Annotated in this window: 23 protein-coding genes and 1 pseudogene; 20 read left to right on the top strand and 4 right to left on the bottom strand. The window is 42.7% G+C overall.

All coding sequences use genetic code 11. The features are described 5' to 3' along the window. The first annotated feature begins 8 nt into the window (after positions 1 to 8). Both ABVF55_RS08375 and ABVF55_RS08370 read left to right on the top strand, forming a co-directional pair. On the top strand, positions 9 to 227 hold the full coding sequence (locus ABVF55_RS08375; protein WP_003017930.1) for a YqgQ family protein: 219 nt from the start codon (positions 9 to 11) through the stop codon (positions 225 to 227). After that, a complete protein-coding gene (locus ABVF55_RS08370) occupies positions 227 to 610 on the top strand; it encodes a rhodanese-like domain-containing protein (protein ID WP_070589632.1) in 384 nt (127 codons plus the stop codon). The genes ABVF55_RS08375 and ABVF55_RS08370 overlap by 1 nt, the downstream gene beginning before the upstream one ends. 172 nt (positions 611 to 782) lie before the next feature. Here the strand turns inward: ABVF55_RS08370 and ABVF55_RS08365 are convergent, their stop codons facing one another. Beyond that, complete coding sequence (locus ABVF55_RS08365; RefSeq protein ID WP_070589630.1) at positions 783 to 1,508, bottom strand: 16S rRNA pseudouridine(516) synthase; 726 nt, start codon at positions 1,506 to 1,508, stop codon at positions 783 to 785. A 178-nt stretch (positions 1,509 to 1,686) separates the two neighbouring features. On the opposite strand from ABVF55_RS08365, the gene typA reads away from it, so the two are divergent. The 14 genes and pseudogenes from typA to ABVF55_RS08295 all read left to right on the top strand — a co-directional run bounded on the left by typA (position 1,687) and on the right by ABVF55_RS08295 (position 17,100). After that, positions 1,687 to 3,534, top strand: a complete 1,848-nt coding sequence (typA, locus tag ABVF55_RS08360; RefSeq protein ID WP_070589628.1) for a translational GTPase TypA — start codon at positions 1,687 to 1,689, stop codon at positions 3,532 to 3,534. A 23-nt stretch (positions 3,535 to 3,557) separates the two neighbouring features. Beyond that, positions 3,558 to 3,806 carry a DUF3165 family protein gene (locus tag ABVF55_RS08355; protein ID WP_049507003.1) on the top strand — a complete coding sequence of 83 codons (249 nt, stop codon included), beginning with the start codon at positions 3,558 to 3,560 and terminating at the stop codon, positions 3,804 to 3,806. A 90-nt stretch (positions 3,807 to 3,896) separates the two neighbouring features. Further along, complete coding sequence (murD, locus tag ABVF55_RS08350; RefSeq protein ID WP_445285223.1) at positions 3,897 to 5,246, top strand: UDP-N-acetylmuramoyl-L-alanine--D-glutamate ligase; 1,350 nt, start codon at positions 3,897 to 3,899, stop codon at positions 5,244 to 5,246. Position 5,247: 1 nt separating this feature from the next. Next, a complete protein-coding gene (locus ABVF55_RS08345; RefSeq protein WP_445285222.1) occupies positions 5,248 to 6,330 on the top strand; it encodes a UDP-N-acetylglucosamine--N-acetylmuramyl-(pentapeptide) pyrophosphoryl-undecaprenol N-acetylglucosamine transferase in 1,083 nt (360 codons plus the stop codon). Next, the gene (locus tag ABVF55_RS08340; protein WP_445285221.1) at positions 6,314 to 7,537 is read left to right on the top strand and encodes a cell division protein FtsQ/DivIB; all 1,224 of its coding nucleotides are present in this window, start codon (positions 6,314 to 6,316) and stop codon (positions 7,535 to 7,537) included. The genes ABVF55_RS08345 and ABVF55_RS08340 overlap by 17 nt, the downstream gene beginning before the upstream one ends. A gap of 142 nt (positions 7,538 to 7,679) precedes the next feature. Further along, a complete protein-coding gene (ftsA, locus tag ABVF55_RS08335; RefSeq protein ID WP_003005953.1) occupies positions 7,680 to 9,068 on the top strand; it encodes a cell division protein FtsA in 1,389 nt (462 codons plus the stop codon). Between the two features lie 15 nt (positions 9,069 to 9,083). After that, positions 9,084 to 10,349 (top strand): cell division protein FtsZ, encoded by a 1,266-nt coding sequence (gene ftsZ / locus ABVF55_RS08330; RefSeq protein ID WP_003005955.1) that lies wholly within the window; start codon positions 9,084 to 9,086, stop codon positions 10,347 to 10,349. 2 nt (positions 10,350 to 10,351) lie between these two features. Beyond that, positions 10,352 to 11,020, top strand: a complete 669-nt coding sequence (locus tag ABVF55_RS08325) for a YggS family pyridoxal phosphate-dependent enzyme (protein WP_003011742.1) — start codon at positions 10,352 to 10,354, stop codon at positions 11,018 to 11,020. A gap of 267 nt (positions 11,021 to 11,287) precedes the next feature. Beyond that, positions 11,288 to 11,659: pseudogene (locus tag ABVF55_RS08320) on the top strand (cell division protein SepF); the annotation flags it as partial. A 1-nt stretch (position 11,660) separates the two neighbouring features. Further along, entirely contained in the window at positions 11,661 to 11,924 is a 264-nt protein-coding gene (locus ABVF55_RS08315; protein WP_003005966.1) for a YggT family protein, read from the top strand. 6 nt (positions 11,925 to 11,930) lie between these two features. Then, positions 11,931 to 12,722 (top strand): YlmH family RNA-binding protein, encoded by a 792-nt coding sequence (locus tag ABVF55_RS08310; RefSeq protein WP_150905504.1) that lies wholly within the window; start codon positions 11,931 to 11,933, stop codon positions 12,720 to 12,722. A gap of 9 nt (positions 12,723 to 12,731) precedes the next feature. After that, positions 12,732 to 13,559 carry a DivIVA domain-containing protein gene (locus ABVF55_RS08305; RefSeq protein WP_021152770.1) on the top strand — a complete coding sequence of 276 codons (828 nt, stop codon included), beginning with the start codon at positions 12,732 to 12,734 and terminating at the stop codon, positions 13,557 to 13,559. A 253-nt stretch (positions 13,560 to 13,812) separates the two neighbouring features. Then, positions 13,813 to 16,605 carry an isoleucine--tRNA ligase gene (ileS, locus tag ABVF55_RS08300; RefSeq protein WP_445285220.1) on the top strand — a complete coding sequence of 931 codons (2,793 nt, stop codon included), beginning with the start codon at positions 13,813 to 13,815 and terminating at the stop codon, positions 16,603 to 16,605. Between the two features lie 60 nt (positions 16,606 to 16,665). Further along, positions 16,666 to 17,100, top strand: coding sequence for a GNAT family N-acetyltransferase (locus ABVF55_RS08295; protein WP_070666455.1), 435 nt, complete (start codon positions 16,666 to 16,668; stop codon positions 17,098 to 17,100). 81 nt (positions 17,101 to 17,181) lie between these two features. Here ABVF55_RS08295 and ABVF55_RS08290 read toward each other — a convergent pair whose 3' ends face one another. From ABVF55_RS08290 to ABVF55_RS08280, 3 genes are all read right to left on the bottom strand, one after another. Then, positions 17,182 to 17,484: a DUF1827 family protein gene (locus tag ABVF55_RS08290; RefSeq protein ID WP_003012157.1), complete on the bottom strand. Its 303-nt coding sequence runs from the start codon at positions 17,482 to 17,484 to the stop codon at positions 17,182 to 17,184. A 67-nt stretch (positions 17,485 to 17,551) separates the two neighbouring features. Then, positions 17,552 to 18,001: an NUDIX hydrolase gene (locus ABVF55_RS08285; RefSeq protein WP_070666453.1), complete on the bottom strand. Its 450-nt coding sequence runs from the start codon at positions 17,999 to 18,001 to the stop codon at positions 17,552 to 17,554. A 264-nt stretch (positions 18,002 to 18,265) separates the two neighbouring features. Further along, positions 18,266 to 20,524: an AAA family ATPase gene (locus ABVF55_RS08280; protein ID WP_445285219.1), complete on the bottom strand. Its 2,259-nt coding sequence runs from the start codon at positions 20,522 to 20,524 to the stop codon at positions 18,266 to 18,268. A 248-nt stretch (positions 20,525 to 20,772) separates the two neighbouring features. Between ABVF55_RS08280 and ABVF55_RS08275 the strand changes: the two genes are divergently transcribed. The 4 genes from ABVF55_RS08275 (at position 20,773) to ABVF55_RS08260 (ending at position 23,741) form a co-directional block, all read left to right on the top strand. Beyond that, positions 20,773 to 21,003, top strand: a complete 231-nt coding sequence (locus tag ABVF55_RS08275) for a DUF1797 family protein (RefSeq protein WP_003005989.1) — start codon at positions 20,773 to 20,775, stop codon at positions 21,001 to 21,003. 165 nt (positions 21,004 to 21,168) lie between these two features. Further along, complete coding sequence (locus ABVF55_RS08270; RefSeq protein WP_371608715.1) at positions 21,169 to 22,023, top strand: bifunctional methylenetetrahydrofolate dehydrogenase/methenyltetrahydrofolate cyclohydrolase; 855 nt, start codon at positions 21,169 to 21,171, stop codon at positions 22,021 to 22,023. Positions 22,024 to 22,036: 13 nt separating this feature from the next. Continuing rightward, the gene (locus ABVF55_RS08265; protein WP_003005996.1) at positions 22,037 to 22,810 is read left to right on the top strand and encodes an HAD-IIB family hydrolase; all 774 of its coding nucleotides are present in this window, start codon (positions 22,037 to 22,039) and stop codon (positions 22,808 to 22,810) included. A 52-nt stretch (positions 22,811 to 22,862) separates the two neighbouring features. Next, entirely contained in the window at positions 22,863 to 23,741 is an 879-nt protein-coding gene (locus ABVF55_RS08260) for an NAD(P)H-hydrate dehydratase (protein ID WP_070845306.1), read from the top strand. The last annotated feature ends 19 nt before the right edge of the window (positions 23,742 to 23,760 follow it).

The following is a 23,760-nucleotide window of genomic DNA, read 5'->3' as shown; positions in this document are numbered from 1 at the left end:
TAATGAACATGAAAAACCTGTATGATGTTCAACAATTTTTAAAACGTTTTGGAATCATCATTTATGTGGGGAAGCGCCTCTATGACATCGAATTGATGAAAATTGAGCTTCAACGTCTTTATGATGCAGGCTTGATGGAGCGGCTCGATTATTTAGAAGCCGATACCGTTTTAAGAAGAGAGCACAAGCAAGAATTAGAATTTTTGAAAAAGAGTGAGGTAGAGTGATGGGAAATATCATTTTTTGGTTGGTTGTTTTAGGAATAGTTGGATGGATGGTGTTTAATTATTTCCGCATCCGTAAAGCTGCTAAATTTGTGGACAATGCTGCTTTTGAAGAGTTGATTCGTAAAGGGCAGTTGATTGACTTGCGAGAGCCAGTTGAGTTTCATGCAAAGCATATTTTAGGAGCGCGCAACATTCCTTCTACTCAGTTGAAGTTGAGCCTTGCGGCCTTGCGCAAAGACAAACCGATTTTGCTCTATGAGAATAGCCGTAGTTCGCGTGTCACCAATGCGGCTCTCTATCTCAAGAAACAGGGCTATACAGACATTTATGTCTTGTCTTATGGTCTTGATTCTTGGAATGGGAAAGTGAAAAAAGACGCTTAATAAAAGAGAGTGGGACAGAAATCGGTCATTCGTTAGAATTCGATTTCGTCGTCCCACCTCCGCACAGTTGAGTAGGGTTGTAAAAACTGATGAAATCAGCGTAGTAGGGCCCACTCAATGCACGACAATCCAAAAACAATTAAGAGGCTAGGACTTTTGTCCCAGCCTCTTTTTATCTCGTTTTTTCAAGGGAATCTTTGACCCAGGTGAGCTCCACTTCATTCAAAGGCCGGCTTTCGCCAGGGGCTAACTGAGGATCCAAGGTGAAGGGACCAAAAGACAAGCGTTTTAAGGTCATTACTTTGACGCCAATGGCTAAGAACATCTTTTTCACTTGGTGGTATTTTCCTTCTGAGATTCGGACCTGGGCCTTGCTGTAGCTAGGGCTACTTTCTAGAATGGTTAAGGAAGCAGGCTTACAGATGGGGCCATCTTTGAATGAAATCCCATTCTGAAATTGCTCGATGTGGGCTGCATAGAGCGGTCCATTGACTTCAACTTGATAAGTTTTATCCACATGATATTGAGGATGTAGAAGTTGAAAACCAAGGGGCCCATTATCTGTGATGAGGAGCAGACCACTGGTATCGCGATCGAGGCGACCAAGCGGATAAAGATCTGGATATTCTTGTTGGGGATCTACCAGATCGATTACTGTTGGATGCTGGGCATCTCTTTTGGCAGTCACGGCTCCAATTGGTTTATGGAGCATGTAGTAGTGGTGACGCGGTTCCTGAATGAGCCGTTCCCCTATTTGAATCTCTTGGAGTCCAGGGTCGATGTTTTGTGACAGTTTTTTAGCTGGTAGGTGATCGACCAAGATTTGCCTTCGGGCCAGAAGTTGTTTGATGTCTTTGCGAGCGTAATGATGGTCTGCCATCAATTGATCTAATCTCATGGGAGCCTCTTTTTCTGAAATTCTTATCATCAGTGTATCATGAAATGAAAAGGAAATCGAGTCGGAGAAAAGAAATGAGGATGAAAACATTTACAACTAGCTGAACTGTGTTTTTTAAACGGGACTGTGGTATAATTGTTCAGTTAGAAATATTATTTAAAATTATATAGAGGAAATCATGACAAAATTAAGAGAAGATATTCGTAACGTTGCGATCATTGCCCACGTTGACCATGGTAAAACAACCTTGGTAGACGAATTGTTGAAACAATCGCACACCTTGGATGAACGTAAAGAATTGCAAGAACGTGCAATGGACTCAAACGATCTTGAAAAAGAACGTGGGATTACCATTCTTGCTAAAAATACAGCCGTTGCTTATAACGGAACTCGGATCAATATCATGGACACACCAGGACACGCGGACTTCGGTGGAGAAGTGGAACGGATCATGAAAATGGTTGACGGGGTTGTATTGGTCGTAGATGCCTACGAAGGAACTATGCCTCAGACTCGTTTCGTATTGAAAAAAGCCTTGGAACAAGACCTTGTGCCGATCGTTGTAGTTAATAAAATCGATAAGCCATCTGCTCGTCCAGCAGAAGTAGTAGACGAAGTCTTGGAACTCTTCATCGAGCTAGGTGCGGATGATGACCAGCTTGACTTCCCAGTTGTTTATGCATCAGCGATCAACGGAACATCATCCTTGTCAGATGATCCAGCAGATCAAGAAAAAACTATGGCACCGATCTTTGATACCATTATTGATCACATCCCAGCTCCAGTTGATAACTCAGATGAGCCCCTTCAATTCCAAGTGTCTCTTCTTGACTACAATGACTTCGTTGGTCGTATCGGTATCGGACGTGTCTTCCGTGGTACAGTTAAGGTTGGGGACCAAGTTACCCTTTCTAAACTGGATGGTACAACTAAAAACTTCCGTGTGACCAAACTCTTTGGTTTCTTTGGTTTGGAACGTCGCGAGATTCAAGAAGCTAAAGCTGGTGACTTGATCGCTATTTCTGGTATGGAAGATATCTTCGTTGGAGAAACCATCACACCAACTGACGCAGTAGAAGCACTTCCAATCCTTCACATCGATGAGCCAACCCTTCAAATGACCTTCTTGGTCAACAACTCACCATTTGCAGGTCGGGAAGGGAAATGGGTGACCTCTCGTAAGGTCGAAGAACGCTTGCAAGCAGAATTGCAAACAGACGTCTCTCTTCGTGTTGACCCGACGGACTCACCTGATAAATGGACAGTTTCAGGACGTGGGGAATTGCACTTGTCTATCTTGATTGAAACCATGCGTCGTGAAGGATACGAATTGCAAGTATCTCGTCCAGAAGTTATCATCAAGGAAATTGATGGTGTCAAATGTGAACCATTTGAGCGCGTACAAATCGACACACCAGAAGAATACCAAGGATCTGTTATCCAAAGCCTTTCTGAACGTAAAGGTGAAATGTTGGATATGGTCGCAACTGGTAACGGTCAAACTCGTTTGGTCTTCCTTGTTCCAGCGCGTGGGTTGATTGGATACTCAACAGAGTTCTTGTCAATGACACGTGGTTACGGAATCATGAACCACACCTTTGACCAATACTTGCCAGTGATTCCAGGAGAAATTGGTGGACGTCACCGTGGTGCTCTTGTTTCCATCGATAACGGAAAAGCAACGACATACTCGATCATGTCTATTGAAGAACGTGGTACGATCTTTGTCAATCCAGGTACAGAAGTTTACGAAGGAATGATCATTGGGGAAAACTCTCGTGAGAACGACTTGACTGTCAACATTACGAAAGCAAAACAAATGACCAACGTCCGTTCAGCTACCAAGGACCAAACAGCGGTTATCAAGACTCCTCGTATCTTGACCTTGGAAGAATCTCTTGAGTTCTTGAACGACGATGAGTACATGGAAGTAACACCTGAATCTATCCGTTTGCGTAAACAGATCTTGAATAAAGCAGAACGCGAAAAAGCAAATAAAAAGAAAAAATCAGCAGCTGCTGAATAATACGAAAAGAAAGGAGAAACAAAATGGTCTATTTTATCTTAGGGATTTTGATTCTCCTTTTTTACCTTTTTATGACCCCAAAGAGTATTCGTGGTACCTTAAACAGTGTCACAATGGTGGTCTTGATCGTCTCTTTTATCGTTCTTGCTTGTCTAGCCATTTTTCAGATATTCCAACTACCGTCCGAGTTTTTTGTCGGTGCCTTTCTAGCCTTTGTTGGCTACCTGGCTTTGGTAGATATTTCCAAAATGACGACCAAACAGAAAAAATAAACGGTGACGTGATTTTTAAAGCCCTTTGGGCTTTTTAATTTTGCTAAAAAAAGGTAAAATAGAGAGTGATAAAAATGGAGCGAAGAAATCATGAAATTTGTGAAACAATTTGAAAATAAAAAGGTTCTTGTATTAGGTTTGGCTAAGTCAGGCGAGTCAGCTGCCCGTTTGTTGGATCGCTTAGGAGCGATTGTGACCGTCAATGATGGCAAACCTTTTGAAGAAAATCCAGCAGCACAAAGTTTACTGGAAGAAGGGATTAAAGTTGTGACAGGAGGTCACCCTCTGGAGTTGTTGGATGAAGACTTTGCAGTCATGGTCAAAAATCCAGGAATCCCTTATACGAATCCGATGGTCGAAAAAGCGCTTGAAAAGGGCATTCCAGTCCTCACTGAAGTGGAATTGGCCTATCTGATTTCGGATGCGCCAATTATTGGGATTACAGGATCAAACGGAAAAACGACGACGACAACCATGATCGGGGAAGTCTTGACGGCTGCTGGCCAAGGTGGTCTATTGTCTGGGAATATCGGCTTTCCAGCCAGCCAAGTCGCACAAACAGCGACAGAAAAAGAAGTTCTGGTCATGGAATTGTCTTCTTTCCAATTGATGGGCATTGAAGCCTTCCATCCAGAGATTGCAGTGATTACCAACCTCATGCCAACCCATATCGACTACCATGGTTCTTTTGAAAATTATGTAGCTGCCAAATGGAATCTTCAAAAGAATATGACAGAAAAAGATGTCATTGTGTTAAACTTCAACCAAGACCTGGCTAAGGAACTGGCTACAAAAACCAAGGCAAGGGTCCTTCCATTTTCTACAATCGAAAAAGTGGACGGTGCTTATTTGGAAGATGGACTTCTCAAGTTTAAGGGAGAAGCTGTCATGCGTGCGGATGAACTGGGTGTTCCAGGAAGCCACAATGTAGAAAATGCCTTGGCAACGATTGCTGTTGCAAAAGTCCGAGGTGTGGAGAATGAGGTCATTAAAGAAATCTTGTCGGCCTTTGGAGGAGTGAAACACCGTCTTCAATATGTGGATGAGATTCAAGGTGTCAAATTCTACAATGATAGCAAATCGACTAATATTCTAGCAACACAAAAAGCTCTTTCTGGTTTTGATAACAGCAAGGTGATCTTGATTGCAGGGGGGCTCGATCGTGGCAATGAATTTGATGAATTGGTGCCTCACATTACTGGTTTAAAGGAAATGGTGATTCTAGGGGAATCAGCTCCTCGAGTGAAACGCGCAGCCGATAAAGCAGGCGTCCCTTATGTCGATGCAGCAAATGTAGCAGATGCTACAAAGAAAGCCTTCGACTTGGCTAGCCCTGGCGATGTTGTACTACTAAGTCCTGCCAATGCCAGCTGGGATATGTATCCGAATTTTGAAGTGCGTGGGGATGAATTCCTTGCTACAGTAAAAGGGTTGAAATAAGATGAAAAAAATAATGTTTACTGGTGGGGGAACCGTGGGACATGTGACCCTTAATCTCCTCTTGATTCCAAAATTTATCGAAGATGGATGGGAAGTCCATTATATTGGAGACAAAAAAGGAATCGAATACCAAGAGATCAAAAAGTCTGGCTTAGACGTGCGATTCCATTCAATTGCAACGGGGAAATTGCGCCGCTATTTCTCTTTCCAAAATATGATGGATGTGTTCAAGGTGGCTTGGGGAACGCTCCAGTCCATTGCAATCCTGCTTCGTGTGCGTCCACAAGTTCTCTTCTCAAAAGGGGGATTTGTCTCGGTGCCACCAGTGATCGCAGCTAGACTCACGCGTGTCCCTGTCTATATCCATGAGTCGGATCTCTCGATGGGATTGGCCAATAAAATTGCTTATAAATTCGCTACCAAGATGTACACGACTTTTGAGCAAGCTCATGGTTTAACAAAGAGTGCGCATATCGGTGCGGTAACCAAGGTCACAGATCATGTTCCGACAACTTCTGAAGAATTAGAAGAAAAAACAAAAGGTTTCCGAAAAGACTTGCCGACACTTCTCTTTGTCGGAGGATCTGCTGGTGCGCGTGTCTTTAATGAATTTGTGACAGAGCACAAAGCAGAGCTCTTGCAGCACTACAATATCATCAATTTGACGGGTGATTCAACATTGAATCAGGCTGAGGGTGGCTTGTATCGAGTGGATTATGTAACCGATCAGTATTTGCCCATGCTCCAGAAGGCTGATTTAGTGGTGACTAGAGGTGGAGCCAATACCTTATTTGAACTCTTGGCCATGAACAAACTCCATTTGATTGTACCGCTAGGAAAAGAAGCCAGCCGTGGCGATCAGATTGAAAATGCCCAATATTTTGTGGATAAAGGTTATGCAGAGCAATTGCAGGAAGATCAATTGACGCTCGAAACCTTTAATGAAACCATTCAAGAAATGTTGAAGCAAAGCCAAGTCTACCACCAAGCAATGGAAAAATCGACAGAACTCCTTTCACTAGACGATTTTTATGGCCTGCTTCAAAAAGATATCAGTAAGGGAAAAGATGACGGACGACAATAAAAAAACGCCAACGGATGACAAAATTACAGAATTGTCAGCCTGGCAAAAAAGAAACAAAGAATATTTAGAAAAAAAAGCGCTTGAAAAAGCGGAAGAAGCTGAAACAGAGGAAACTGAAAGCGAAGAAGCAAAAGAAGACGAAGACCTTTCAGAAAAAGAGACAGCTTCCGTCTCAGAGGAAGAATCTGAAGAAATAGAAGAGTCTGAAGAGGAAGATGAATCTGAGGCCGAAGAGGATCCAGATGCGGATGGAGAAAGTTCAGAAGGAGAAGAAGTTGATCCGGCTAAAGAGGAGCTAGATCCTTCAGAGAAACAAGAGAAAAAGCCTTCATTTTTTAAAGGCTTGAAGACGAAAAAACCAAAGAAGGAACCGACAGTGGCAAAACGCCACATCTATCGTGCCCTTCCGGTTATCGGAATCAGCTCGATTGTCGCCCTTCTCTCGATCTACTTTTTAAGCCCCTTATCCACACAGAAAGTGATTGAATTTTCAGGGAACAAGGCGGTTGACCAGCAACTCTTGTATGAAAAAAGTCGCATCAAAGAAGAAGATTATACTCTGACGACTTTCCTTCATAAATCGGTCTATGAACAAAATATGAAAACGGCTAGTCCATGGATCAAAGAGGTTCACATGCATTATCAATTCCCGGTGACTTTTAAAGTCAATATCGTGGAACACAAAGTGGTTGCCTATTATGTGACCGGAGAAGACCACTATCCAGTATTGGAAAATGGAGAAGTAGTTGAGACAGTAACTCCAGCTTCGGAATTGCCGTTCTCCTATATTAGCTTAAAATTCTCAGATCGAGAATTGGTTAGACAATTTGTCCAAGAAATGAAGTCTATATCTTCTTCCATTACGGATAAAATTGTTTCGGTAGATCTGACTCCGAGCAAGGTCACCAAGGATCTGGTGACCATCACCATGAAAAACGATAATAAAATCTTGGTGCCTGTTTCCCAAATTACCCGCAAGCTTCCTTATTATAAAGCCATTAGTAAGCAATTAGACGATAATTCCACCATTGATATGGAGGCTGGAGTCTTCAGCTATAGTGAACAATCTATCGCAGATGCCAAAGAGCAAGCTGAAAAAGAAAAGGCTGAAAGTACAGAAAAGCAAGAAGAACATTCTGAGGAAGCAAGCCAAGAACAGAATCAAGAACAGAATGCAGAAGGAGAAAATTCTTCTGGGAATGAGTAAAGCCCATAAATTATCTCAAATAATTGAAGAAAAAATGTCCATTTTAGGCTTCTTTGTGATATAATGAAGTTTGGATAGTTCCAACTAAAAGGGCTATAAATAGATGTAAAGTGAAAACAAATAAAGAGAGAGGACTGGTGTAATGGCTAGAGACGGCTTTTTTACAGGTTTAGATATCGGTACTAGTTCAATAAAAGTATTGGTGGCAGAACATGTCAATGGAGAAATGAATGTAATTGGAGTCAGCAATGCAAAAAGTGCTGGCGTCAAAGATGGAATTATCGTAGATATCGAAGCTGCTTCAAATGCAATTAAAAATGCAATCAGCCAAGCTGAAGAAAAAGCAGGGATTTCAATCAATCTAGTCAATGTTGGGTTGCCTGCAAACTTACTACAAATCGAAGCAACTCAAGGAATGATTCCAGTCACAAGTGATTCGAAAGAAATCACAGATGCAGATGTTGAAAATGTTGTCAAATCTGCACTCACAAAAAGTATGACACCGGATCGTGAAGTAATCACCTTCATTCCTGAGGAATTCACAGTTGATGGTTTCCAAGGAATTCGCGATCCACGCGGAATGATGGGGATCCGACTTGAAATGCGTGGTCTTCTTTATACAGGACCTCGTACAATCTTGCACAATTTGCGTAAAACCGTTGAACGTGCAGGCTTACAAGTTGAAAACATCATCATTTCACCGCTTGCGATGATCAAAACAGTCTTGAATGAAGGCGAACGTGAATTCGGAGCAACGGTGATCGATATGGGTGGTGGCCAAACAACGGTGGCATCTGTTCGTAGCCAAGAACTTCAATTTACAAATATCTATCAAGAAGGTGGCGATTATGTTACCAAAGATATTTCTAAAGTATTGAAAACTTCTCAAAAATTGGCAGAAGGCTTGAAGTTCAATTATGGTGAAGCCTATGTGCCATCTGCTGGAAACGAAGTCTTCCATGTAGAAGTCATCGGTGAAGTAGAGCCAGTTGAAGTGACTGAGAAGTATTTAGCTGAAATCATTTCAGCACGTATCAAACACATCTTTGAGCAAATCAAACAAGACCTTGAGAGAAGACATTTGTTGGATCTTCCTGGTGGTATTGTGATTATCGGTGGAGGTGCGATCCTTCCTGGTGTTGAAGAATTGGCTCAAGAAGTCTTTGGTGTAAATGTGAAATTGTTTGTTCCAAATCAAATTGGAATTCGCAATCCAGCTTTTGCCCATGTAATTAGCTTGTCTGAATATGCAGGCAATTTGACAGATGTGGATATTATTGCTCAAGCTGCAGTTCATGGAGACGAAGTCTTGCGTCAACAACCGATTCAATTTGATCGTCCAGTGCAACCACAAGTACAACCACAACCTGCTGCTCCAGCACAACCGGTAGTACCTGCATACAATGCTGAGAAGATTGAATCTCCAGTGGATGCTCAAGAAATTCCAGCAGCAAGCAATGATAGCAAACAAGAACCAAAAACTACATTCACAGACCGAATGAAAAATTTGATCGGTAATATGTTTGATTAAGGAGTGTAAGTATTTATGACATTTTCATTTGACACAGCAGCGGCACAAGGTGCAGTAATTAAAGTAATCGGTGTCGGTGGCGGTGGCGGTAACGCCATCAATCGTATGATTGACGAAGGCGTTGCCGGAGTAGAATTCATCGCAGCTAATACAGATGTTCAAGCACTTTCAAGTGCTAAGGCTGAAACAGTTATCCAATTGGGTCCAAAATTGACTCGTGGATTGGGTGCTGGAGGTCAACCTGAAGTTGGTCGTAAGGCAGCTGAAGAAAGCGAAGAAGTGTTAACAGAAGCTTTGCAAGGTGCAGACATGGTCTTCATCACTGCAGGGATGGGTGGAGGATCTGGTACAGGTGCTGCACCAGTCATCGCTCGTATTGCCAAAGCTGTAGGTGCTTTGACAGTAGCCGTTGTCACTCGTCCATTCGGGTTTGAAGGTTCAAAACGTGGCAACTTCGCTATTGAAGGGATCAACGAACTTCGCGAACATGTAGATACATTGTTGATTATTTCTAATAACAACTTGCTTGAAATTGTAGACAAGAAGACACCGCTTCTTGAAGCTTTGAGTGAAGCAGATAACGTTCTTCGTCAAGGTGTTCAAGGGATCACTGACTTGATCACAAGTCCTGGATTGATCAACCTTGACTTTGCAGACGTGAAGACTGTTATGGAAAACAAAGGAAATGCCCTCATGGGTATTGGTGTTGGTAGCGGTGAAGAACGCGTTATCGAAGCGGCTCGTAAAGCTATTTACTCTCCACTTCTTGAAACTACAATTGATGGTGCAGAAGACGTGATCGTCAACGTAACAGGTGGTTTGGATATGACATTGATCGAAGCAGAAGAAGCTTCAGAAATTGTGAACCAAGCTGCAGGTCACGGAGTGAACATCTGGTTGGGTACATCTATTGATGAATCTCTTAAAGATGAAATCCGCGTGACGGTTGTTGCAACTGGTGTCCGTCAAGACAAGGTAGAACGCGTTAGTGGCATTGCTTCCTCACAACGTCCTTATAAAACAGGACCACGTGAACAACGCCCACAAGCTGCACCATTTGACCGTGAATTTGATTTGAAACAAGATGTTGAATTGCCAACAACTCCAAGTCGTCCAGCGGTAGAACCAAACCGTGGCTCAGCCTTTGGTGATTGGGATATTCGTCGTGAGAATATCGTTCGCCAAACTGAACCAACATCAACACATCAAGTTGATCGTTATGTAGATTCATCTTCAGATGATGATGAATTGGAAACACCACCATTCTTCCGGAATCGTTAATCATGAATCTGGTAGAGAATGCTGATCTTGTTCGGCAACAAGTAGAAACAGCAAGAAACAAAGCTAACCGTCAAGATCAAGTTAATGTGATAGCTGTCACCAAGTATGTGGATGTTGCCACAACAGAAGCACTGGTGAAAACAGGTATCCAACATATCGGTGAAAATCGTGTCGATAAATTCCTAGAAAAGTATCAAGCTCTCAAAGAGTATGACCTCACTTGGCACTTGATTGGGAGCCTCCAACGGCGGAAAGTAAAAGACGTGATCAATCTCGTCGATTACTTTCATGCCTTGGATTCGGTGAAGCTGGCTCAAGAAATTCAAAAGCGAGCAGAACACCCGATCAAGTGTTTCCTCCAAGTGAACATTTCTGGTGAAGAAAGTAAGCATGGATTTGCACCCGATGAACTGGATGATGTTTTAGCGGAAATCGCACAGCTGGACAAAATTGAAATTGTTGGTTTAATGACGATGGCTCCTTTTGAGGCTAGTCAAGAAGAGTTGCAGGATATTTTTTCAAAAACTCACCAACTTCAGAAACAACTAGAAAAGAAACAATTAAAAAATATGCCTTTTTCAGAACTAAGTATGGGTATGAGTCGTGACTTTGAAGTAGCCATTGCGAACGGAGCGACTTATGTAAGAATTGGGACATCATTTTTTAAATAGGAAAGAACTATGTCATTAAAAGATAAATTTAACAACTTTATTGACTACTTCACAGAAGACGGTGAAGAAGTAGAAGTTCGCGAGGCAAAAGCAGCTGGGGCGGAAACTCAACCAGTTCCACAGCCACAGCCGACTCCTCAAGTGACTTCTCCACGTCCACAGATTAGTCAAAAAGAACCGGTAAGACAAAAACCGACTCCTGTCGCACCTGTTACGACTCCAGTGTCTACAGCGGCAGTGAAGGAACCTGTTTCAACAACGAAAAATACATCTGAAAATATTACTCGCTTGCATGAACGTCAACGTGAATTGGCTGCTAATCGTGCGAATACAGATGAAAAGATTACCATTGATGTACGCTATCCCCGCAAATACGAGGAAGCGACTGAAATTGTTGATCTATTACTATCTAATGAGAGTATCTTGATTGACTTCCAATATATGACTGAAGTACAAGCACGTCGTTGTTTAGATTATTTGGATGGGGCACGTTATGTTTTAGCAGGAAATCTTCGTCGTGTTGCAAGTACCATGTACTTGTTGACTCCAATTAATGTAGTCGTTAACATTGAAGATATCCGCCTTCCAAATGATGTGGAAGTGACAGAATTTGACTATGATATGAAACGTAATCGTTAAGATGGTTATCTTTCAATACTTATCAAATATCATTCAAATCTATTCCATCATTCTTGTCATCTATGCCTTACTATCTTGGTTCCCTGGGGCACCTCAAAGTACTCTTGGACAAATGGTTCACCGCCTAGTTGAACCATTTTTGAGCCTTTTTAGAAAGTTACCATTACAGTTTGGGGGCTTGGATTTTACAGTTCTAGTAGCACTTTTGGTCTTGAACTTGATGAATCAGTTATTAGCCCGCTTGTTCCTATTTTTGATTGGATAGAATACGATGGGACAGACAGAGATTTACCAACATTTCAATCGCGAAGATCACGAATTCATTGATCGCTGTATTGAATTGTCTGAAAGAGTGGTGGAACGCTATTCTGTTGAGGTGACGGGTTTTTTAAACCCTCATCAGGTCACTATTTTACGAAATGTCGCGGCAAGCTACCAATTACAGGTCTTTGCTTCCAGTGATGAGCAGAAAATGGAGTATGCCAAGGTTATTGTTGCTCCGGATTATTACCAATTAGATCCAAGTGACTTTGATCTGGCCTTATTGGAAATGGTCTATGCTTCAAAATTTCATCACTTGACCCATTCCCAGGTACTGGGGACCATTGTTCACCAATTAGGTGTGGAGCGCAAGTCCTTTGGAGATATTCTGACGAGTGATGGAAAGATCCAAGTATTTGTTGAACGGCGTTTTGTTCACTATTTTATGGATCACATCCAGAAAATTTCTCGGGTACCTGTTAAGCTGAGGGAAGTTCCTCTCTCTGAACAAATGATCGTAGAGGAAGAAAGCCAGCAGCGAGATATTCTCGTGTCGAGTTATCGGTTAGATAAGGTGATTGCTGGGACCTTCAAGCTTTCACGCTCACAAGCTAGTCAGTTGATTAGTTCTGGTTTAGTGAAAGTTAACTATGCGACTACTTCCAATGTTAGCTATGCTGTAGGTCTGAATGATTTAGTCAGTGTCCGACGCTTTGGGCGTCTTAAAATTGTTTCTGAAAATGGTATTTCAAAGAGTGGAAAATATAAAATAACTGTTGAAGTACTCTTAAGTAAAAAATGAGGAGGAGTTATGGCTCTTACTGCTTTAGAAATTAAAGATAAAACTTTTGGCGTTAAATTTAGAGGGTATGATGCGAACGAAGTAGAAGAATTTCTAGATATCGTTGTTCGCGATTATGAAGATCTTGTTCGTTTAAATCATGATCAAGAAGCAAAAATTCAAGCTCTTGAAGAACGCTTAAACTATTTTGATGAAATGAAAGATTCATTGAGTCAATCTGTTTTGATTGCACAAGATACTGCGGAACGTGTCAAACAAGCCGCTAACGAACGTTCTGAAAATATTGTTCGTCAAGCTGAACAAGATGCACAGCACTTAGTAGATGAAGCAAAACAAAAAGCAAATGAAATCCTTCGTCATGCAACGGATAATGCCAAGAAGGTTGCCGTTGAAACAGAGGAATTGAAGAACAAGACACGCGTCTTCCATCAACGTTTGAAATCAACCATCGAAAGCCAATTGAGCATTATCGATACACCTGAATGGGATGAAATTCTTCGTCCAACAGCTATGTACATTCAAACAAGTGATGAAGCTTTCCGTGAAATTGTGGAGAAAGCTTTGGGTGAATCAGTTCACCATCATCATGCAGAAGATGATAACATTGATTTGACTCGTCAATTCTCTCCAGCTGAAATCGAAGAATTGCAAAAACGCATCGAAGCTGCTAATTTAGAATTGGGTGCAACACAAGCGTTTGAAGGTTTGAATGAAAAAGTTCAATCCGCTTTAGAAGAAGCAGAGCACGCTCGTCATGAAAATGAGGAAGTCGTTGAGGTTGAAGAAACTGTTCAACCAGAAGATGATGCAAATCGTGAATCTGTCAATATTTTATAATTTTGTAAAAACAGGTCCATTAATGATAGGTCTAGCGAGCAGATGATGGTGGAAGATCTGCACTCCCTCTTAATGGATGATCCTTTTACAGTATTCGTTCTGAACCCTTGAGTAAGAACGGACGTTTCCCTCGTTACGGGATGAGAGGAGAAGGTCGCTTGCGACTTCTCGAACAAAGGTGGTACCACGAGCAATCGTCCTTTTTAGGATGCTCGTGTTTTTTTTATAGCTTTTAAATCAATAAGGAGACATAATGAAACTCAAAGAAACATTGAATCTTGGGAAAACAGCTTTTCCAATGCGGGCTGGGCTTCCAACGAAGGAACCAGTTTGGCAAAAAGAATGGGAAGATGCAAAATTGTATCAACGCCGTCAAGAGTTGAATGAAGGAAAACCGCATTTTACCCTTCATGATGGCCCTCCCTATGCCAACGGAAATATTCACGTAGGGCATGCCATGAACAAGATCTCAAAAGATATCATTGTTCGTTCTAAGTCTATGTCAGGCTTTTACGCCCCTTATATTCCAGGTTGGGATACCCATGGTCTACCAATTGAGCAAGTCTTGGCTAAACAAGGTGTCAAACGTAAAGAAATGGACTTGGTTGAGTACTTGAAACTCTGCCGTGAATACGCTCTTTCTCAAGTAGATAAACAACGCGAAGACTTCAAACGTTTGGGTGTTTCAGGTGATTGGGATCACCCTTATGTAACCTTGACGCCTGACTATGAAGCAGCACAAATCCGTGTCTTTGGTGAAATGGCCAATAAAGGCTATATCTACCGTGGGGCTAAGCCAGTTTACTGGTCTTGGTCTTCTGAATCAGCCCTTGCTGAAGCAGAGATTGAATACCATGATTTGGTTTCAACGTCTCTTTACTATGCGAACAAAGTTAAAGATGGTAAGGGTGTCCTAGATACAGATACCTACATCGTTGTCTGGACAACAACTCCATTTACGGTTACAGCTTCTCGTGGATTGACGGTGGGTGCAGAGTTTGATTATGTCGTAGTGAAACCTGCTGGATCTGACCGCAAGTACGTCGTAGCATCTGAGCTCTTGCCAAGCCTTTCTGAAAAATTCGGTTGGGAAAATGCTGAAGTCCTTGCAACTTACCAAGGAAAAGAATTGAACCATATCGTTACAGAACATCCATGGGATCCTGAAGTGGATGAATTGGTGATCCTTGGTGAGCATGTAACCCTTGATTCAGGTACTGGTATCGTCCATACCGCTCCTGGTTTTGGTGAGGATGACTACAATGTAGGGATTGCCAATGGCCTCGAAGTTGCTGTTACTGTTAACGAACGCGGTATTATGATGGAGAATGCTGGTCCTGATTTTGCAGGTCAATTCTACGACAAGGTTGTTCCAACGGTTATCGAAAAACTTGGCGATTTGCTCCTTGCTCAAGAAGAAATCTCTCACTCCTACCCATTTGACTGGCGGACGAAAAAACCAATCATCTGGCGTGCCGTGCCACAGTGGTTCGCTTCTGTATCAAAATTCCGTCAAGATATCTTGGACGAAATTGAAAAAGTGAAATTCCACTCAGAATGGGGGAAAGTCCGTCTTTACAACATGATTCGTGACCGTGGTGACTGGGTCATCTCTCGTCAACGTGCCTGGGGTGTGCCTCTTCCAATCTTCTATGCAGAAGACGGGACACCAATCATGACAGCTGAAACCATCGAACATGTGGCTCAACTCTTTGAAGAGCATGGTTCGATCATCTGGTGGCAGTGTGAAGCGAAAGACCTCTTGCCAGAAGGGTTTACGCATCCTGGTTCACCGAATGGCGAATTTACAAAAGAAACAGATATCATGGACGTCTGGTTTGACTCAGGTTCATCATGGAATGGGGTTGTGGTTAACCGTCCAGAACTCAAATACCCAGCTGATCTTTACCTAGAAGGTTCAGACCAATACCGTGGTTGGTTCAACTCATCTCTTATCACATCTGTGGCGAACCATGGTGTCGCACCATACAAACAAATCTTGTCTCAAGGTTTTGCTTTGGATGGTAAAGGTGAGAAGATGTCTAAATCTCTTGGAAATACCATTGCTCCAAGCGATGTTGAAAAGCAATTTGGTGCAGAAATCTTGCGTCTCTGGGTAACCAGTGTAGACTCAAGCAATGACGTGCGTATCTCAATGGATATCTTGAGCCAAGTGTCTGAAACTTACCGTAAGATTCGGAATACTCTTCGTTTCTTGATTGCCAATACTTCTGACTTTAACCCAGCTGAGGATGCAGTAGCTTACGAAGAACTTCGTTCTGTTGACAAGTACATGACCATTCGCTTTAACCAGCTTGTCAAGATCATCCGTGACGCTTATGAAAACTTTGAGTTCTTGACGATCTACAAAGCGCTAGTCAACTTTATCAACGTTGACCTGTCTGCCTTCTACCTAGATTTTGCCAAGGATGTTGTTTACATCGAAGGAGCTAAATCCCTTGAACGCCGTCAAATGCAAACAGTTTTCTATGATATCCTTGTGAAAATCACGAAACTCTTGACGCCAATTCTTCCTCACACTGCTGAAGAAATCTGGTCCTATCTTGAGTTTGAAGAAGAAGACTTCGTTCAATTGTCAGAATTGCCAGAAGCAGAAACGTTTGCCAACCAAGAAGAAATCTTGGATACCTGGTCAGCCTTCATGGACTTCCGTGGTCAAGCTCAAAAAGCCTTGGAAGAAGCGCGGAATGAAAAAGTGATCGGTAAATCTCTTGAAGCTCACTTAACTGTTTATCCAAATGAAGTTGTGAAAACTCTTCTTGGAGCTGTTGATAGCAATGTTGCTCAACTCTTGATTGTTTCTGAGTTGACCATCGCAGAAGGGCCAGCTCCAGAAGGTGCAGTGACCTTTGAAGATGTAGCCTTCACAGTTGAACGTGCAGCTGGTGAAGTTTGTGACCGTTGCCGTCGCATCGATCCAACAACGGCTGAACGCCACTACCACGCAACCATCTGTGATCACTGTGCAAGCATCGTCGAAGAGAACTTTGCGGACGCAGTCGCAGAAGGATTTGAAGCTAAATAATAAGATGTGAAAAATCGCAGGGAGAGAGTCTCCTTGCGACTTTTCAATAAAGAGGAAGTTATGTGGTACCAGAAAGAATTTAAGGAACTAGAACTGAAAGAGTTTTACGAGATCGTTCAGCTACGATTAGAGACTTTTGTCGTGGAACAAACTAGGATCTACAATGATCTCGATGATGTTGATTATCGATCTATCCATCTTTTTCATCAAAATAGGGAAGGACGTGTGGATGCCTATGCTCGCATATTCGAAACAGGGCTGACAATTCATTTTGGCCGAGTGGCTGTTGCCGAAGGCAGTCGTGGTCAAGGACTAGGAAAGGCTATGGTAGAGCAAATTTTGGACCTTTGTGAACAAAGATTTCCTGAACGGACCATTGAAATTGAGGCTCAAGAACAGGTGGTAGGCTTGTATGAAAAATTAGGTTTTCAAACGGTGAGCGAGCCCTTTATCTTGGCTTCTACCCCTCACGTAAAAATGATCTATCAGAAATAAAGAATCCTTTCATCTCATAATCGAGGTGAAAGGATTTTTTTTGGAAAAAGATACCAAAGAAAAAAGTAAGGCAAATTGGCCTTACTTAGTAATTGGAAAGGAAATTTCAATTAGTTTATCGGAGTAGAGGGTTTTAATAGCGGATTGGTCAATGATTTGAAGATCAATCTTACGTTTTAAAAAGAACTCACGAATTTTTTCTACTTCAGTTTCACGAATAGCTCGGTGTTTGTTACTGATCAATAATTCATAGTGTGTTGGGGCCTGTGTAAAAACAACATCGGTATTGCCCGCGGAATAAACCTCGACAAGCAAGGCGTCAGTGCTGGCAAGTTGGCTTTTGACCAGTGCAGCATGACTATTTGTGGTATTAATGAGCTTCATATGAGTTCCTCCTAACCTCTATCTTCATTTATTATAGCACTTTTTTATTTTTTGTGAAAGAATTCCTTTATTTTTTGTGGGTATTTTTCCACTGTTCAATGCCCCATTTGTGACTACCACGTTTGAGTTTTTCAATCGCTTCATCTACAGGAAACCAAGCAAGATTGTTAAAATCTTCCAGTGGTTTTTGAGTCTCTGTATAGTCTACCACTTCATAAATATAGGCAGGATTGTAGTAGTAGGTGTCGCGATGACTGGAATAGAAATACTCATCTGCTTGGCCATAGTATTGCCCTAAAATAGCGGTAAAGCCTAATTCTTCGATCAGTTCCCGTTTCAGAGCTTGCACGTGATCTTCACCTGCCTCAATTTCCCCTCCAGGTAAGAACCAAGCTCCATTAGGAGCTTGAACGAGGATGATCTGATCCTTGTCCTTATTGGGAATAACAGCGTAGACACCATAGCGATTGACGTAGGTCACATCTTGTTTCTTTTCACCAAAACTTGGAATGGTCATGGTTTTCTCTTTTCTTATTTTTTCATCATTATATCATATTTTTTAGCAAAAATCTGGAGAGAAAAAAGAAAGAGGCTGGGACAAAAGTCCTAGCCTCTCAATTATTTTTGGATTGTCGAGCAAGACGCAGTGGTTGAGTGGGCTCTACTACGATGATTTCATCAGCTTTTACAGCCCTACCCAACTGTGCGGAGGTGGGACGACGAAATCGAATTCTAACGAATTACCGATTTCTGTCCCACTCTCTGAATGTACATTTACTGATTATGCTTCTGACTTCTTTTCAGCCGTCTTGTGAACAGCTTTGATACTAATATTCCCATTGCTGGTCATGACTGCTTTGAGTTGTTTCTCACTTGGATGTTCCAGGTAATAATCGGTAATAGCATCTTCGATATGGTCTTGGATGGTACGACGGAGTGGGCGGGCCCCCATTTTTGGATCGTAACCCAGATCGACCAATTTTTCTTTGACCTTCTCTGTCACATCCAGATGAATATCATTTTGTGCGAGACGTTGATTGACCTCATCGAGCATGAGGGTAACGATTTGAAGAAGGTTTTCTTTTGATAGAGGTTGGAATTCAATGATGCCATCAAAACGGTTCATGAATTCAGGGCTAAAGAAGTTACCGAGTTCTCCAAGTACAGAGTTGGTTCGACCTTCGCGAGCAGCTCCAAAACCAACATTGGCCTCAGCTTTGCCGGTTCCAGCATTAGAGGTCATGATGATAATAGTATCTTTAAAGCTGACGGTACGACCTTGACCATCTGTCAAACGGCCATCATCCAAGACTTGCAAGAACATGTGCATGACATCTGGATGGGCTTTTTCCACTTCATCCAATAACACGAGGGAGTAAGGATTGCGACGAACCTTTTCAGTTAGTTGTCCAGCTTCATCGTAGCCAACATAGCCCGGAGGAGCTCCGACTAGTTTTGCTACGCTATGTTTTTCCATGTATTCGCTCATATCAAAGCGGATCATATTATCTGCAGAGCCAAAGAGCTCGATCGCTAATTGTTTAGACAATTCGGTCTTCCCGACACCGGTAGGTCCGACAAAGAGGAAGCTTCCGATCGGACGGTTAGGCGATCCTAGGCCGACACGATTGCGTCGAATGGCTTTCGCAATTTTATCTACAGCATCATCTTGACCGATCACATGAGCTTTCAAATCAGAAGCCAGATTGATCAATTGAGACTGTTCTTTTTCTTTCAAATCACCAACAGGAATATTGGTCTTTTGTTCAACGATGTGTTCAATCGTTTTTTCACTGATGACAGGGGTCTCTTGATCGGTGACATGTTGACCTTGCATTTCCTTGTATTTCGCGATTTGGTCGCGGAAGTAGGCTGCTTTTTCAAAATCTTCTTCGCGCGTCGCTTGGGCTTTGAGGTTTTCCGCTTCAATCAAGCGCTGGTCGATCACTTTTGGATCCACAAAGTTTAGGGTCAGGTTCATCTTAGACCCCGCTTCATCCAACAAATCAATGGCCTTGTCTGGCAGGAAGCGATCTTGGATATAGCGGTTTGACAGAATAGCTGCCGCTTCGATAGCCCCGTCTGTATAGTGGACGTGGTGGTAGTCTTCGTATTTTTTCTGGATGCCCTTGAGGATGGTGATGGTTTCTTCAACCGTTGGTTCATCGACCTTAACGGGCTGCATCCGACGTTCCAAGGCCGCATCTTTTTCAATGATACGGTATTCATTGAGGGTAGTAGCCCCAACTAATTGGAGTTCTCCGCGCGCCAAGGCTGGTTTAAGGATATTTCCAGCGTCCATATTGCCCTCACCAGCTGATCCTGCACCAACAATTTCATGGATTTCGTCGATGAACAGAATAACATCTTCGCGTTGACGAATTTCATCCATTAATTTTTGCATGCGTTCTTCGAATTGACCACGGATGCCTGTGCCCTGAACGAGGCTGACGACGTCTAGGCGGATGACTTCTTTTCCTTGCAATTTATGTGGAACGTCGCCATCGACGATTTTTTGAGCCAGGCCTTCCACAACGGCAGTCTTTCCGACCCCAGGTTCCCCGATCAGAACCGGGTTGTTCTTGGTTCGACGGTTGAGAATTTCGATGATACGGATAATCTCCTCATCACGGCCAATGACAGGGTCAATATCCCCTTTGCGGGCAATCTCTGTGACATTGATGCCGAACTCTTCTAACAGCCCTTTTGGCTTTTGAGGGCGTGCTTGACGAGGGTCTTGACCACCACCACGGTTATTGTTTTGGCCGTAGCCGCCACCTCCATAACTGCCTCCGGATTGAGTTGGAGGGGTTTGAGGTTCTTGCGGACTTTGGAAGTTTCCAAGGTTATTGAAGAAATCTTCAAAAGGATCTCCAGTGAGTTGGCTCCGTTGGGTCATGCCTTTCAAGAAGCTGTTATTTGGGTCTGTTTTCATAATTTTATAGCAATTTTGACAGAGGTCTACTTGCTGCTGACGTCCATTTACATTTGTATATAAATGGATGGTTGATTCATTTATTTTACAATTTTGACAAAGCATATACATACCTCACAGTAGGTTTTTGATGGTTTTCCATCAAGAGACGAGCCTATTTTCAAAAGGTCAAAAATAGTCAAAGATTTATAGTTTCATTATATCAGTATTCTAGAAGTTTGCAAGAATTTGCTACGGAATGTCGCTCAGGATTGAAGAAGAGAGCAAATCAATGGAAAAATGTGAATTTTTATTGGAAGAGCTTTCTCTTTTATGATAAAATAGGAGAGTAGAAAGTAAAGAGGAGAAATAAAATGGAATCACATTTAGTACGGATTATCAACCGTTTGGAGACGATGACAAAAGACGGTGGAAACTTGAAACGTAATTTTGAACGTGACGGTGTTGTTGTCGCTGAAGTAGCATACAACCACAATGAAGAAGAAGGTTCAACCTTTACACTTCGTGATGTTGAAGCGCGTGAAACCTATACATTTGATAGCATTGATTTAATTGCAATGGAAATTTATGAATTGCTTTACTAAGCAGCTGTGTGGATGAGTTTGGGGTGGTCTCAAGCTCATTTTTTGTCCATCTGGCTATAGTTTTCGTCTATAGGAAATTCTAATTAGGAACAGTTAGGTTTGAGAGTTGAAATCTGCTATAATAGAGAGGACTATTTTCATTACTTGACTAGAAAGAGAATTGATATGACGACACTCATTGATGGAAAGGCGCTCGCTACAAAATTACAGGGTGAGATTGCAGAGAAAACAGCACGATTAAAAGAAGAGACAGGAGTTGTGCCTGGCCTCGTTGTCATCGTGGTAGGAGATAATCCAGCTAGCAAAATCTATGTAAGAAATAAAGAGCGTTCTGCTATTGCGGCAGGCTTTCGGAGTGAAGTGAGACGACTTCCTGAAAGCATTAGCCAAGCTGAATTATTAGAAGTGATCGAACACTACAATCAAGATCCCCTTTGGCATGGGATTTTGGTACAGTTGCCACTGCCTAAGCATATCGATGCGGATGCAGTCCTTTTAGCCATTGATCCGACAAAAGATGTGGATGGCTTTCATCCATTGAATATGGGGCGCTTGTGGGCTGGAAATCCCCTCATGGTGCCTTCAACTCCCGCTGGGATCATGGAGATGTTCAAAGAGTACGGGATTGATCTAGAAGGGAAGCGAGCAGTCGTGATTGGTCGTTCCAATATCGTTGGAAAACCAATGGCGCAGTTGCTCCTCGCCAAAAATGCGACGGTAACCTTGACCCATTCTCGGACCCATCATCTGCCTAAAATTGCTAGAAGAGCAGATATCTTGGTTGTTGCGATCGGTCGTGCGAAATTTGTAACAGCAGACTTCGTGAAAGAAGGCGCCGTTGTTATTGACGTCGGAATGAATCGCGATGAGAATGGCAAATTGTGTGGGGATGTCGATTTTGAATCCGTTGCACCTTTGGCCAGTCATATTACTCCGGTACCAGGAGGGGTTGGGCCTATGACCGTCACCATGCTGATGGAGCAGACCTACGAAGCAGCTGTTCGTGCCTTAAAAAAATGAAAGTGTGAACAAGATGAAGTTTGTATTTGATTTAGATGGAACCCTGTCATTCGATGGTGTCACAATCGATGATGAAATCAAACAGGTCTTATTGAGAGCAGAAGAATTTGGCCATGAAGTCGCCTTTGCTTCTGCACGTTCTTACCGGGACTGCTTGGGCCTTTTAGGGGACCCATTGAGTCAGCAACTCGTGATTGGTTTAAATGGTGGATTGGCCTATCGTCAGGGGCAATTGGTATATGAGGACCAATTGGACAAGGATGTGTATCGGGAAGTCCTTGGCTTTTGCCGCCATTACAATCTACCATTTTTTGTGGATGATACCTTTGATTATAGCGGACAGATTTTGGAAAAGATTCCTTTTGTTGCTAATGTAGATCCCCTCAAGAAAGCCCAATATCGTTCATTAGAGGAGCTGACAGATCCGATTAAGGTCGTGATCTATATGGGTGGCCATGAGGAGCTCGTGGATGAGATCATCGAGCGGATCGAAAAGACAGATAAGGCCCATATCCGCTATCATGCGCATGAAAAATGCATCTATCTCAATCCAGCAGACACGCATAAAGCGACAACCGTAGAAGAACTCTGTGGAGAGAATTTCGTGGCTTTTGGCAATGATCAAAATGATATCGAGCTCTTTGAAAAAGCTCTTTATGCAGTTCAGATTGGTGATTTTCCAGCCCTTCAGCCTTATGCGGATGATCAATTGGTAGCCAAACAAAATCAACCACAAGCTGTGGCTGCTAAGATCTTGCAAGTCTTTGCAGAATTCAGAGGAAAATAAAAGATGGAGGGGGAGTCGTGGCTTCTCCTTTTTCACTAGAAATGAGGAAGGTATGAGAACAGTTCAGAAAGAAGAGATCCAGCGTGTTATTGTGAAGCGAGAGGAGAATTCTTATAAGGGCGATTTTGGTCGCCTGCTCTTGATTGGGGGAACTTACCCCTATGGAGGAGCTATTATTATGGCAGCCCTTGCTGCGGTTCATAGTGGTGCGGGGCTGGTTACTGTCGCAACAGATCCTGATAATCTGACAGCCCTTCATAGCCATCTTCCTGAAGCCATGGGCTTTGATCTAGCCGATCACGAACTCCTTTGTGAGCAGCTCCAAAAAGCCGGTGTGATTCTCGTAGGACCGGGCTTAAAGGAAGCAAGAGAAAGCCAAGCGATCTTACACATGATTTTTGAGCATGTCTCTAGCCAGCAGGTCTTGATATTAGATGGCGGAGCTATTAGTCTTTTTGCAGCTTCTCAGTTTGACCTGCCAGAGGCTCAGTTGGTCTTTACCCCTCATCAAAAGGAATGGGAAAAACTGTCAGGGCTTGATCTAACAAGCCAGACTGAAGATAGAAGTCGAGAAGCGGTTCAAAGTTTTCCTAAAGGGACTGTCATTGTAGAAAAAGGGCCACACACCCGCATTTGGACAAGTGGGCAAGATGAGGGCTATCAGCTAGATGTTGGTGGTCCCTATCAGGCAACAGGGGGTATGGGAGATACCTTGGCAGGGATGATCGCAGGATTTGCGGGTCAATTTCCACAGGTCAGTCTCTATGAGCGCGTGGTGGTTGCGACCTATCTCCATTCAGCCATTGCAGAAGACTTGAGTAAGGAGGCTTATGTGGTTCTACCGACGACCATTAGCCAAGAAATCCCCAAATGGATGAAGAAGTGGAGTGACAATTCAAACGAAAATGTTGAAAATGAAACGTTTTCATGATAGTATGGATGAAAGGAGG

The sequence above is a fragment of the Streptococcus sp. KHUD_012 genome, assembly GCF_052588255.1.
This window is presented reverse-complemented; position numbering and strand designations above follow the sequence as displayed.

What these genes read in the sequence shown, in the direction of transcription:
- typA (WP_070589628.1), top strand. Translation starts at nt 1,687, where the DNA reads ATGACAAAATTAAGAGAAGATATTCGTAACGTTGCGATCATTGCCCAC.
- ABVF55_RS08365 (WP_070589630.1), bottom strand. Translation starts at nt 1,508, where the DNA reads ATGAGATTAGATCAATTGATGGCAGACCATCATTACGCTCGCAAAGAC.
- ABVF55_RS08315 (WP_003005966.1), top strand. Translation starts at nt 11,661, where the DNA reads ATGGTTATCTTTCAATACTTATCAAATATCATTCAAATCTATTCCATC.
- ABVF55_RS08265 (WP_003005996.1), top strand. Translation starts at nt 22,037, where the DNA reads ATGAAGTTTGTATTTGATTTAGATGGAACCCTGTCATTCGATGGTGTC.
- ileS (WP_445285220.1), top strand. Translation starts at nt 13,813, where the DNA reads ATGAAACTCAAAGAAACATTGAATCTTGGGAAAACAGCTTTTCCAATG.
- murD (WP_445285223.1), top strand. Translation starts at nt 3,897, where the DNA reads ATGAAATTTGTGAAACAATTTGAAAATAAAAAGGTTCTTGTATTAGGT.
- ABVF55_RS08305 (WP_021152770.1), top strand. Translation starts at nt 12,732, where the DNA reads ATGGCTCTTACTGCTTTAGAAATTAAAGATAAAACTTTTGGCGTTAAA.
- ABVF55_RS08375 (WP_003017930.1), top strand. Translation starts at nt 9, where the DNA reads ATGAAAAACCTGTATGATGTTCAACAATTTTTAAAACGTTTTGGAATC.
- ftsA (WP_003005953.1), top strand. Translation starts at nt 7,680, where the DNA reads ATGGCTAGAGACGGCTTTTTTACAGGTTTAGATATCGGTACTAGTTCA.
- ABVF55_RS08270 (WP_371608715.1), top strand. Translation starts at nt 21,169, where the DNA reads ATGACGACACTCATTGATGGAAAGGCGCTCGCTACAAAATTACAGGGT.
- ABVF55_RS08310 (WP_150905504.1), top strand. Translation starts at nt 11,931, where the DNA reads ATGGGACAGACAGAGATTTACCAACATTTCAATCGCGAAGATCACGAA.
- ABVF55_RS08295 (WP_070666455.1), top strand. Translation starts at nt 16,666, where the DNA reads ATGTGGTACCAGAAAGAATTTAAGGAACTAGAACTGAAAGAGTTTTAC.
- ABVF55_RS08285 (WP_070666453.1), bottom strand. Translation starts at nt 18,001, where the DNA reads ATGACCATTCCAAGTTTTGGTGAAAAGAAACAAGATGTGACCTACGTC.
- ABVF55_RS08290 (WP_003012157.1), bottom strand. Translation starts at nt 17,484, where the DNA reads ATGAAGCTCATTAATACCACAAATAGTCATGCTGCACTGGTCAAAAGC.
- ABVF55_RS08280 (WP_445285219.1), bottom strand. Translation starts at nt 20,524, where the DNA reads ATGCTTTGTCAAAATTGTAAAATAAATGAATCAACCATCCATTTATAT.
- ABVF55_RS08340 (WP_445285221.1), top strand. Translation starts at nt 6,314, where the DNA reads ATGACGGACGACAATAAAAAAACGCCAACGGATGACAAAATTACAGAA.
- ABVF55_RS08275 (WP_003005989.1), top strand. Translation starts at nt 20,773, where the DNA reads ATGGAATCACATTTAGTACGGATTATCAACCGTTTGGAGACGATGACA.
- ABVF55_RS08370 (WP_070589632.1), top strand. Translation starts at nt 227, where the DNA reads ATGGGAAATATCATTTTTTGGTTGGTTGTTTTAGGAATAGTTGGATGG.
- ftsZ (WP_003005955.1), top strand. Translation starts at nt 9,084, where the DNA reads ATGACATTTTCATTTGACACAGCAGCGGCACAAGGTGCAGTAATTAAA.
- ABVF55_RS08355 (WP_049507003.1), top strand. Translation starts at nt 3,558, where the DNA reads ATGGTCTATTTTATCTTAGGGATTTTGATTCTCCTTTTTTACCTTTTT.
- ABVF55_RS08345 (WP_445285222.1), top strand. Translation starts at nt 5,248, where the DNA reads ATGAAAAAAATAATGTTTACTGGTGGGGGAACCGTGGGACATGTGACC.
- ABVF55_RS08260 (WP_070845306.1), top strand. Translation starts at nt 22,863, where the DNA reads ATGAGAACAGTTCAGAAAGAAGAGATCCAGCGTGTTATTGTGAAGCGA.
- ABVF55_RS08325 (WP_003011742.1), top strand. Translation starts at nt 10,352, where the DNA reads ATGAATCTGGTAGAGAATGCTGATCTTGTTCGGCAACAAGTAGAAACA.